Here is a 12,138-nt window from a genome sequence, read left to right on the forward strand (position 1 = left end):
CAAGCCCATAATTGCATAAAAAAACTGTAGAGAAAAACCTCTCTACAGTTTTTTATTACTTCGTATCAATTATTTTCTTTTTATAACTTTGTATTTTACTTGTTAACCCTATTAAAGCAGGTAACAATATCGGCATCACTATTAAAGCTAATAGTATAAGGGCAATGCCAACAACTAATGCCACTTGTATAAGCGTTAATACACCTGAAGGAATTAATGCTGCAAATGTCCCTCCTAAAATAAGTGCCGCTGATAATACAACTCCTCCTATGTGACGAGATGCATTTACAATCTTCGTTACTGAATCCCCTTCTAGCTCGTTATAACGCATCATTAAGAAAATACTATAATCCACTCCTAAAGCAACAATCATAATGAAGCTAAAGAATGGAACATTCCAGCTTAATGACTCTACATTTAATAAATGTGCACTAATTTGTTCACTAATACCAAGCGATGCAAAGTACGCTAAAATTAATGATCCAATGATAAAGATTGAGTTTAAAAATGAACGTGTAATCACGATTAAAACCAGCGTAATACCAATTAACATAATCGTAGCTGTACGTAAGAAATCTTGCCCGGTTACTTCTTTTAAATCAACGTTTCTAGCTGTTGTCCCGCCGATTGCTTTTTTCGCACTTTTTAGTTCTGTTCCATTTAAAGCACCATCTATTGTTTTATTTATTTCTTGAATAATTGGCATTGCCTCTTTTGAATACGGATTTACATCTAAAATGATAGTCATTTTAGCAATTTTTCTATCATGTGACATAAACGTATTTAATACTTTCTGGAAATCTTCTCCCTCTAAAACTTCTTTCGGAATATAAAATTTCTCAGAGCTTTTCGACTCATTTAGCTCGCCTAAATATTTTTGAGCGTCCCCTAGACCGTTACTTACTTTTCCTAAACCCTCTGTACTTTTAGATAAACCTGATTGCAATTGTCCCATCTTTTCTTGCAAATCTTTAAGTCCAGTTAATAGTTGCCCTTGCCCATCGTTTATTTTCGTTAATCCAGATTGTAACTCAGCTGATTTGTTCGCAACTTGTTTTGAACCTGTAGCTCCTTCGTTCAAGCCATTTTTCAGTTCAGCAGCTCCTTTTTGTAGTTGCGTTACTCCATTGTTCATTTCCTTTAAACCATTATCTACTTTCAATAATGATTGATTTGCTTCTTTAAATGAACTCATCGCTGCTTTGTGCTGCGTCGCTAATTGATTTAATTCATTTGAAAGGACACTCAATTGCTTCTGAGCTTCTTTTGCAATTCCTAATGTTTGCTGTATATTAGGATCCTTTGCTAATTCTGGTTTTGTTTGAATGAAATTGTTCATTAACGTTTCAATTTGTTCATAACCTTTTTTCGCACCATCGATCGCTTGAGAAATACTTCCGAAATATTGATCGTAAGAACTTAAACCTTTTTCTAACTGAGCATAACCAGCATGAAGCTGCGAAGTTGCATTTGAAAGGACATTAATATTTCCGTTTAATGACGCTAACCCATCCTCTATTTGCTTCGCCCCTTGTGCCCCATTGTTTATTCCATTCGATAATTGATTTAAAGCTGTTCCTAATGCTGATACACCATTTTTCGCCTCATTTGTTCCATCAATTAACTTTTGAACATTTGCAAGACTATTTGAGTCATTACTACCCATTTTGTCTTTAGCATCAGTTAATCCGTCATTAATTTCTTTTATGCCACCATTTGCATCTCCTAAGCCTGTATTCAATTCTCCGGCTTGTTTATTTATATATAATTCTTTAATCTTATCTCCAGTTGGACGCGTCGGTGAATATACTTCTGAAACCCCTTTAACTTTCGAAATTTTTTCAGTTAGTTCATCTAAAGTTTGTAGAGAAGTCGCTTCATCTAGCTTTTTGTCAGATTGAATAACTAATGTACCCGGTGAAGAGAAACCAGGCGGGAAATGCTCTTCTATTACATTAATCCCCATTTTTGATTCATACTTATTATCTACTTCAAATAAATCATTGTAATTAAGCGTGTTAGAATATTTTAATACGAAAGGAATCGATATCACAAATACAATGATAAAAGCAACAAATGGTCTTGCTACTGAGTTTTTCGCGAAGAATCCCCATAAACGACTATCCTCATGACCTTTAAATGTTTTAACTGGATAAAACATTCCTTTCCCTAATAACACCATGAAAAAAGGATTTAAAGTGGTTAATACCAATAGTAATATTGCGATGCCTATTGCTACTGCTGAAGTAGATTGATATAATTTAAAACTTGCTAAAACAAGTGATGCAAACCCAATTAGCACTGCTACTCCACTATATAAAACGGTTTTACCTGCCGATTTAAATGTCTCTTTCGTAGCTAAATATGCATTTTCTTGTTTACTTAATTCTTCTTTAAATCTCGTATATAATAAAATGTTATAATCTGTTCCAACTCCAAACAGGACGACTACTAAAAAGACTTGCGTAAAGTTTGAAAACGGAAAATTAAATTGATCTACAAGATGGGCAATTACCCCCATTGAAATTAAATAAGATACCCCAACTGTAAGAAGAGAAATAATTGGAACTATTGGCGAACGAAAAACAATAATTAAAACAACAAGAATGAAAATGATTGAGATAACTTCTGTTTTTTTCACTCCCTCTTGTGTGGATTTAAGAAAGTCGTCCGCTATTAAATCACTTCCTGTTAAATACGCTTTTACACCTTCTGGTTTAATTTTATTTTGAAGCCCGCTTGCAACTTTTGATATTTCACCATGTTTTTTATCTACCGATATTTGCGTTAAAATAGTCGTATTATCTTTAGAAACTAATTGTTTCTCCAAGTCTTTATTATCTAAGTGTGTGACAATATCCTTAATTCCTAATTGCTCTTTTTCATTTTGTAAAGCAGTGATAGTTTTCGTTATTTCCTCTTTTTGCTCATTTGTTAAAGCCTTCTTACTTCCACTATTAAAGACAGCTATAATTTCATACTTTTCAACTCCGTCTTTATCCATTTTTTTTATCATCTTGTCAGCTATACTGCTTTGTTCTGTTTTTGGAATAGTAATTTGCCCTTTTTCTTTCACTAATTTATCCATATTAGGCATTGTTACTATCATTGTGATAGTAATAACTATCCATAATAGAAAAGATAAACTTCTCCAACTTTTTAACTTATTCATATGAATCATCTCCCGTTATTAGAGTTGCATGCGGAATGAATATTCATTCCTATTTTTAAATATGCCTTTCCGGAATGAACGTTCATTCCTATTATTCTATCAATCATTTTTTCGAATTCTATTAAAACTCATTCTATCGGAATGAATATTCATTCCCTTAGTTGTACAGATATACCAGCTCCTGTTCTCATTTTACATATCTATTTAGGAATGAATATTCATTCCTATCCTTATAAGCTATAGAATCAAATGATTCTAATAGCATTCCAAGAGCTTTCTTCCAATTCTTTTACTAATTCTTTTGTATATTCTAATTCCCCTGTCGCCATTACTTTTATTAATTTTTCAAGTGGTTGATATATGATAATAATTAGTGCAACTGGAGGTAATGGACGAAGAAAACCTTTTTCGATTCCATCTTCAATAATATTCATAAAGAAGCCAATAAAATCGTCAAATATTTTCTTACTCTGTTCATCAAGAAAATAACTATCACAGTGAGAATTTGTAAAAAGAAAAGCATCCACATTGTTTCGCGCAAATTCAAATAAACGGTTGTATGTATGACTAAACTGTTCACGGATATTTGCTTCAACAGGAAAATCGGTTTTTAATATTTCAGATAGTTGTAACATACATTTTGAAAATAATGAGTTAACGAGTGACTCTTTATTTTCAAAGTAACGATAAATAGTACCTGCACCGACATTTGCTTTTTCAGCGATCATCGGAATAGTTGTACCATCGTACCCGCGCTCTGCAAAAAGTTGCATTGCAGCATTAAAAATATCGTCTTGTTTGTTTTTAGCCATTTTTCCCACCTCAATTTTCAGGAATGAAAATTCATTCCGGTTTTAATTATAAATTACATGGATTAAAAGTCAAGTGTGTGACAAAGTAAAGCTGTATTTTTAAATCTTAAGATAGTGGATAAAATTATATCAACGATTTTCAGGATATATCGACTTACCGACAAAAAGTGGCAATGATGAGAGGAAGCTGTTCCAAACTTCCTTTTGGAACAGTTCAATTTCCTATTTGCCCCTTAAAAGAAATCATAAATAAATGGCTTACGCACTGGCACTAAATTCTCAAATGTACGTATCTCCTCTTCACTTCCGCTAATTAACTCTAGTTCATTTAGTTCCAACGGACGTTTGTATCCAAGCATTATTGTTGATAATGCATTGATATCTAATTTAATTCCTTTATTTAATGTCTCTTCTTTTATAATTGTGATTTCTTTATTTGCAAGTTTCACAGTTACGTTATTCCACGGTGCAAATGAATCTGTAATTTGTAAAATTACCTCTTGTCCTTCGTTACTCCAGTTCCATTCATATTGTTTGAAGAACTGTTCTACATCTACAATTCTTCCCATGAAATATGGAGTTACTTCTGCTTTCACTCGTGGTTCTTGTAATGTGTATAGAAGTGGTTCTGTCTCGCTTAGTATCATTTCTAGATCTTTTATCATAGAATCATGTTGGCAGATGAAGTTCCAAAGACCAATTCTCGCTTCATTATGTAACGGAACAAATTCTTCTACCGTCATTTTAGAGTTTTCAATTTTATATAAAATGTAACCTGCCGCATTTTTATTTTCATCATAGTAAATCGCTAACGTTAAATCACCATAGACTGATTGCAGCCACCATTTTTCGTTGCGAACTAGCATACCTGAAAAACGTTCAGCAAATGTTTCATATATCTTCTCTACTTCTTCTATGTGGTTTTCCTTGTTGAATCGTTTTACAGTTCCATTCACTTGTTTTTTCATAATTAAATCGCTCTTTGTCATATGGCATACGAGGCGATTCGCACAAAGTTCCCATCCGTATTTACGGTAAAATGAAACTGCAAATGGATGTAACATCGATACTGTATATCCATTTTTTTTCATCGTTTGAAGTGAATGCTGAAGTAGTTCTTTTACATACCCACTTCTTCTATACTCAGGATACGTTGCTACCCCTGCAACGCCACCCATTTTAAATTTTTCTCGTCCTATGTAAATATAAAACGAAATAAGGTGGAGTTTTGCTGCTAATTCTTCCCCCTCCATAATGCTGTATATTTGATGACTTTCCTTCATTCGTGTAATTTTCTGCTCTATCCATTCTTCCTTTGCTTTATATTGAAAAGCATATTCTGATAAACGTAATGCTTCTCTAAACTTATCTTCTTTTAATTGTATAACGTTCATATATTTCTCCTCCATTCCTTGTTTGAATTGTACCATAATTCTCAATATTACAGTTCAGTGAATGAAATTATACTAACGACATGTCCGTTTGCACATAAAAAGCAGATACATTATGTATCTGCTTCTCATCATATTATTTAGCTAACGTTTGCAGCTCTTCAAAAAATGTAGGGTATGATACACCTACTGCTTCTGCATCTTCAATCGTTGTTTTCCCTTCAGCTATACAGCCGGCAATCGCAAGCATCATTCCAATGCGGTGATCTCCGTGACTATGTACTGTATCGCCCTTTAAAGTTGCTTTACCGTAAATAATCATTCCATCATCAGTTGCTTCAATGCGGGCTCCGAGTTTCGTTAATTCAGCAACGACTGTATCGATACGATTCGTTTCTTTCACTTTTAACTCGTGTGCATCTTTAATGACTGTAATTCCTTCTGCTTGTGTTGCTGCTAAAGCGATAATTGGTATTTCGTCGATCAATCTTGGAATAATGTCTCCGCCAATTTCAATTCCTTTTAGCGAAGATGTTTCAATTGTAATGTTTGCAGCAGGTTCTGATGCATCTTCATTAATTCGTTCTATAGTAAATGTAGCGCCCATTTGCTCTAAAACATCTATAATACCTGTTCGAGTCGGATTCATCCCTACATTTTGTAATAGTAGTTTACTATTTGAAATAATCGCTCCTGCTACTAAGAAAAATGCGGCTGATGATACGTCACCTGGAACTTGAACATCTGTTCCTTTTAGCTTTTGTCCACCAGCTAGTTTTACAGTTTTTCCTTCACGAGTTACTGTAACGCCAAACGCCTCAAGCATTCTTTCTGTATGATCACGAGAAATATGCGGTTCTGTAACAGCTGTTACACCTTCTGCACGAAGACCTGCAAGTAAAATTGCTGACTTTACTTGTGCACTTGCGACAGGTGAAGTATATTCGATCGCTTTTAAATCTCCACCACGTATTGTAAGCGGCGTAAACGTTCCTTCTTCTCTACCATCAATGTTTGCACCCATTTGTTTTAATGGATTTGTTACACGTTGCATCGGTCTCTTCGCAATTGAAGCGTCACCTTGTACACAAGAAAAGAATGGTGTGTTTGCCAATATACCTGACATTAATCGTATCGTTGTACCAGAATTACCTACATCTAAAACTTGTTTCGGTTCTTGTAAACCTTCTAATCCTTTTCCAACTACCGTAACTTCGTCTCCATTTTGCGTAATCTCTACTCCCATTTCTTTAAAACAAGAAATGGTACTTAAACAATCCGCACCAGGTAGAAACCCTTGAATTGTTGTTTTTCCTTCTGCGATTGCGCCAAACATGACAGCGCGATGCGAAATTGATTTATCACCAGGGATTTTAACTGTGCCATTCAATCCATTAGTTACAGGTTGTATTGTTGTTTCTTTCACATTCTCACCTTCTTTTTTAAATTGTTTCATACGTTTGGTATTCTTCTATTCCTAGTGCTAGCTTTGCCTGCATGCGATCTTCTTCTCTTTGGAAGCTAATTCGTAACACTCCAAGTAGTCCTTCGCGCGCTTCTAATATTTGCAAGTTTGTAATACTAATTTCTTCTTCTGCTAGAATACTCGTAATATGAGCTAAAGCCCCTACTTTATCTAAAACATCGACGTATAAGTCGTGATAGGCAGGAATTGCGCCCCTCTTTCGTACTGGTAAAGAATCACGGTATTCTTTTGCGTCAGCAAAATAGTTTTGTATTTCACCTTCGTCTCCTTTAGAAACCGTCTTATATAACTCTTCCATTTCAGAAATCCATTCTTCTAATAGTTCCAATAAATGCTCGCGGTTTTGTTTTACAATATCACTCCACATTTTCGGACTACTTGATGCAATACGTGTAATATCTTTAAATCCGCCTGCAGCTAGTTGATGAATAAGCGGATTATCACCAGCGTGCTTCTCAACTTGTTTCACTAATCCTGCTGCTATCAGATGCGGAAAATGACTAACAATTCCTGTTACATAATCGTGTTCCTTTGTATTTAAAACGAGAAAATGCGAGCCTGTTCCTTTTAACCATTCTTTTAGCTCATCCACTTGATCAGTTGGCACGTGATTCATTGGGGTTAAAATGTAAAATGCGTTTTCGAATAAGTGTGCCTTTGCACTTTCAACGCCAGTTTTATGAGAACCTGCCATCGGATGTCCGCCGATAAAAGAAACTTTCTTTGATAATAAAGCTTCCGCTTCATTCATAATTGTCCCTTTTGTACTTCCTACATCGGTAACGATAACATCTTCTCGTAAATGAAATGATGCAAGTTTGTGTAATAACTTTTTCGTTTCTTCAACTGGAGAGGCAAAAATAATTAAATTTGCCTCCTCACATGCACGCTGTAAATCTACTGCTACTTCGTCAACTACATGTAATTCTTTTGCGCGCTCTACTTGTTCTTTAAATATATCATAGCCGATAATCGTTGCATCGTGCTCTTTTTTTATCGCTAACGCAAGAGAGCCTCCTATTAATCCTGTTCCAATTAATACTACCTTTTTACACATGTGCCTCATCTCGAGACTTACTTTTTTTATTTTCAAAGTGTTGTTTTAACACTGAAATCACTCCCTCATTTTGTTCCCTTGTACCAATTGTAATGCGTACGCCATTTGGAAACGGACGAATAATAAACCCAGCGTGCGCACAAGCTTCATAAATTTCTCCAGCATTCTCTACTGGCAAAAAGATAAAGTTCGTTTGTGATGGATAAAACGGGATTTCATTTTCTTTACAAAAACTTTCGTACTGTTGTAATCCCTCTTCGTTAACACGTACTATTTCTTCAATGAACGCTTCATCACTAAAGGCAATCGTTGCAGCTTTTTGTGCTAATGAAGACACGTTAAACGGCAAACGAACGACATTTAATTTCTCGATTAATTCTTCTTGTCCAATCGCATACCCAACGCGAAATGATGCTAAACCGTACGCTTTAGAAAACGTTCTTAATATAAGAAGGTTTTTATGTTTTTCTAATAGTGGTAACGTCTCTGGGAAATCTTTCGCGGTTACATATTCATAGTATGCTTCGTCAATGACAATTAACGTCTTTTCACTAACTCCCTCAATAAATTGATTTAATTTTCGCTCATTAACATGTGTGCCTGTCGGATTATTCGGGTTACAAATCCAAACGATTTTTGTATGTTTATCAATCACTGAAGAAATTCCATCTAAGTCATATACACCGTTATTTAAAGGAACTTCTTTCACTTCACATCCTTCAATAACCGCATGATGACGGTACTGAGGAAATGTTTCGCCAGCTGTTACGATATTATCTCCTTTACATAGCACTGCACGGCTTATAATTTGAATAACTTCATCAAGTCCACTACCACAAAGCACTTGTTCCATTTGCACTTGTAATTTCTCTGCAATCGTTTGACGGAGCTTTGCAGCACCTCCGTCAGGATATAAAGCATGTTCTTGCCACGATTTTTGTAATTCTCCTAAAACACGAGGTGAACAGCCAAATGGATTTTCATTTGATGCTAACTTAACAAATGAATGATTCCCGTATACTTCTTTCATTTGCTCTGGTGATTTACCTGGTTTATACGGTTGTAATGATGATAGTTGATCTTTTACTCGCATGTTAAACCCGCCTTTTTATTAAAATTCTTTTGCGTATTTGTTATGTTGCGTAATGTTTTGCTTTAATAATGCCATGCGATCTTTTCCGAATTGTTCGACTAGTGCATCTGCAAGTTCCCATGCCACAACAGCTTCAGCTACAACACCTGCTGCGGGTACTGCACAGCTATCAGATCTCTCAATACTCGCTTGGAACGCTTCCTTCGTATCAATATCTACGCTTGCTAACGGTTTATATAATGTAGGAATTGGCTTCATCACACCTCTTACCACAATTGGCATACCTGTTGTCATACCGCCTTCTAAACCACCTGCATTATTAGTTTTTCTTGTGTAGCCTTTTTCTTCATCCCACTTAATTTCATCGTGCACTTTACTTCCTGGCTGTCTTGCCGCTTCAAAACCAATTCCGATTTCAGCACCTTTAAACGCATTCACGCTCATAATAGCACCGGCAAGTTTTGCATCTAATTTACGATCGTAATGAACGTAGCTACCAACTCCAATTGGCATACCTTCTGCAATTACCTCAACAATACCACCGATTGAATCTCCGCTACTTTTCGCATCATCAATCGCATCCATCATTTCTTGTTCTACTTCCTTATCTAAACATCGAACTGGTGAGTTTTCAGTAATCGTTTGAATTTCTTCTATCGGTAAGTGAGTAATATGCTTCGCTTTTACTCCACCAATTTCAAGGACATGCCCTGCAATTTCCACACCTAATTCTTTCAAAATTTGTTTCGCAACTGCACCAGCTGCAACTCTAACTGTCGTTTCTCTTGCAGAAGAGCGCTCTAACACGTTTCTTATATCACGATGGCCGTATTTAATTGCACCGTTTAAATCCGCATGTCCTGGACGTGGTTTCGTTATAGTACGTTTCATTTCTTTACTTTCTTGTTCTGAAATTGGCTCTGCACCCATTACTTTCGTCCAATGTTTGAAATCATCATTTTTTACGATTAACGTAATTGGTGAACCAAGTGTCATTCCATGACGTACACCACTTACAATTTCAACTGTATCTGTTTCAATTTGCATGCGTCTTCCGCGTCCATGCCCTTTTTGTCTTCTTAATAACTCTTTATTAATATGTTCCGCCGTGAGTGTTAAACCTGCTGGTACACCTTCTAAAATAACTGTTAACTGCGGACCATGTGATTCTCCAGCTGTAATATATCTCATTTCTCTTGCCCCTTTATTATTTTTTTGTACAAAAAAGTCCCTACTGAGCGCTCAGTAGGGACGATGTTTATCGCGGTACCACCCTAGTTGTAGACTTATTTCGTCTACCTCTCTTCTTCTTTAACGATCATTTGACCGTCTTTCCCTCCATAAGTGGCGGGAAAGATGCTCCAAGGCTGTAATTCATGCTTACCTTTGTACTGATTCACACCGACCATCAGCTCTCTTTAACAGTGAGATAAGCACTACTGTTTCCTCTTCAGCGCATATATGATATGGAATTAAGATAATTTATTTTTGAAACCTTTTAACTCATCCATGAATCTATGGAATTCTGGAATATCCATTTGCTGTGCAGAATCTGATAACGCAACTGCTGGGTCTGGATGTACTTCCGCCATTACTGCATCTGCTCCAATTGCAAGTGCCGCTTTCGCTGTTGGTAATAATAGATCTCTACGTCCAGTTGAATGCGTTACGTCAACGATAACTGGTAAATGTGTTTCTTTCTTTAAAATCGGTACTGCTGAAATATCTAATGTGTTACGTGTCGCTCTTTCGTATGTGCGAATACCGCGCTCACAAAGAATAATTTGGTCGTTACCTTGCGCAATAATGTATTCCGCTGCATTAATGAACTCATCAATTGTTGCTGCTAAACCACGTTTTAATAATACTGGCTTGTTAACTTTACCTACAGCTCTTAGTAAATCAAAGTTTTGCATGTTACGTGCCCCAACTTGAATTACATCAACGTATTTTAGCGCCATTTCTACATCATTCGGATTTAAAATTTCACTAATAATCGCTAAGTCGAACTCATCTGCTACTTGGCGTAAAATTTGTAAACCTTCTACTCCTAAACCTTGGAAATCGTATGGAGATGTTCTCGGTTTGAAAGCACCACCACGCATTAATTTAAGTCCTTGATCTTTCATCGCTTGCCCTACTTGGCGAACTTGCTCTAAGCTTTCTACTGCACAAGGTCCCATAATGAACGTTTGTGTTCCGTTTCCAATTAATTCACCTTTAACATTAACAATTGTATTTTCTTTTTTCTTTTTACGTGATACTAGTAATGCTTTACGGTTATCATCTTCTTGTAGTTCTAAGCTTGCTTTGAAAATCGTTTTGAAAATATGTTGAACCGTTGACGTTTCGAATGGTCCTTCGTTATGCTCTGCAATCATATCAAGTACTTCACGCTCACGTACTGGATCAAAGCGTTTCGTACCTTGCACTTGTTTTTGCTCCCCAATTTTTTGAACGATTTCACCTCGTTTGTTTAAAAGGTGTAGTAATTGTAAATTGATTTCATCTACCTGTTTACGTAATTGATCTAATTCATGATTTGCCATTTGGAAATCCTCCTCTAATGTTTTAAAAGTATAGTAAGAGAATGGAAAATTCTCTATTTTCTGAACTGATAAATTATACAAATTCATTGTGGAATCGATACCTCTTCTTATTTTAAACTAATAATTAGTACAAAGACACTATCTACTAGTTAAAATCCCACTTTTTTTGTACAAAAAATCCCTACTGATCCAATCAGTAGGGACGATATTTATCGCGGTACCACCCTAGTTGTAGACTTATTTCGTCTACCTCTCTTCATTGTTAACGATCATTTGACCGTCTTCCCCTTCATAAAGACAATAAGTATCTTTACTTTGAAAAAGATGCTCCAGGACTGTAATTCGCTCTTGTTTTTGTACTGGTTCGCACCAACCACCAGCTCTCTGTTACAGGGAAACAACAACTACTCCTTTTCCTTTCAACGCATGTTTATTTTATTTTCAAGTTGGGCCACCAAAATACAAAAAGTCCCTACTGAATAAATCAGTAGGGACGATATTTATCGCGGTACCACCCTAGTTGTAGACTATATTTCTGTCTACCTCTCTTCACTGTTAACGATCAATTGACCGCTCTT

8 protein-coding genes and 3 other annotated features (1 of these 11 cut by a window edge) are annotated in these 12,138 nt (G+C 35.9%); all 8 genes read right to left on the reverse strand.

The features are described 5' to 3' along the window. Positions 1–55: 55 nt before the first annotated feature. The 8 genes from MR109_RS22395 to MR109_RS22430 all read right to left on the reverse strand — a co-directional run bounded on the left by MR109_RS22395 (position 56) and on the right by MR109_RS22430 (position 11,560). Positions 56–3,172 (reverse strand): MMPL family transporter, encoded by a 3,117-nt coding sequence (locus MR109_RS22395; protein ID WP_242273916.1) that lies wholly within the window; start codon positions 3,170–3,172, stop codon positions 56–58. Positions 3,173–3,417: 245 nt separating this feature from the next. Continuing rightward, positions 3,418–3,984 (reverse strand): TetR/AcrR family transcriptional regulator, encoded by a 567-nt coding sequence (locus MR109_RS22400; RefSeq protein ID WP_048371186.1) that lies wholly within the window; start codon positions 3,982–3,984, stop codon positions 3,418–3,420. 233 nt (positions 3,985–4,217) lie between these two features. Continuing rightward, complete coding sequence (locus tag MR109_RS22405) at positions 4,218–5,378, reverse strand: GNAT family N-acetyltransferase (protein WP_242273917.1); 1,161 nt, start codon at positions 5,376–5,378, stop codon at positions 4,218–4,220. 133 nt (positions 5,379–5,511) lie between these two features. Then, positions 5,512–6,801, reverse strand: coding sequence for a 3-phosphoshikimate 1-carboxyvinyltransferase (gene aroA, locus MR109_RS22410; protein WP_242273957.1), 1,290 nt, complete (start codon positions 6,799–6,801; stop codon positions 5,512–5,514). Between the two features lie 16 nt (positions 6,802–6,817). After that, positions 6,818–7,918 (reverse strand): prephenate dehydrogenase, encoded by a 1,101-nt coding sequence (gene tyrA / locus MR109_RS22415; RefSeq protein WP_242273918.1) that lies wholly within the window; start codon positions 7,916–7,918, stop codon positions 6,818–6,820. Then, positions 7,911–9,011 (reverse strand): histidinol-phosphate transaminase, encoded by a 1,101-nt coding sequence (hisC, locus tag MR109_RS22420; RefSeq protein ID WP_002172428.1) that lies wholly within the window; start codon positions 9,009–9,011, stop codon positions 7,911–7,913. Before hisC ends, tyrA begins: the two co-directional genes overlap by 8 nt. Positions 9,012–9,029: 18 nt before the next feature. Next, on the reverse strand, positions 9,030–10,202 hold the full coding sequence (gene aroC / locus MR109_RS22425) for a chorismate synthase (protein ID WP_025150836.1): 1,173 nt from the start codon (positions 10,200–10,202) through the stop codon (positions 9,030–9,032). Positions 10,203–10,255: 53 nt separating this feature from the next. Beyond that, positions 10,256–10,474, reverse strand: a binding site (T-box leader). Between the two features lie 9 nt (positions 10,475–10,483). After that, complete coding sequence (locus MR109_RS22430) at positions 10,484–11,560, reverse strand: bifunctional 3-deoxy-7-phosphoheptulonate synthase/chorismate mutase (protein ID WP_025150835.1); 1,077 nt, start codon at positions 11,558–11,560, stop codon at positions 10,484–10,486. Between the two features lie 195 nt (positions 11,561–11,755). Further along, positions 11,756–11,992: a binding site (T-box leader), on the reverse strand. 54 nt (positions 11,993–12,046) lie between these two features. Then, positions 12,047–12,138, reverse strand: a binding site (T-box leader) (it continues 145 nt past the right edge of the window).

It is taken from the genome of Bacillus cereus group sp. BfR-BA-01310, from assembly GCF_022664325.1.
GTDB classification, from domain to species: domain Bacteria; phylum Bacillota; class Bacilli; order Bacillales; family Bacillaceae_G; genus Bacillus_A; species Bacillus_A paramycoides.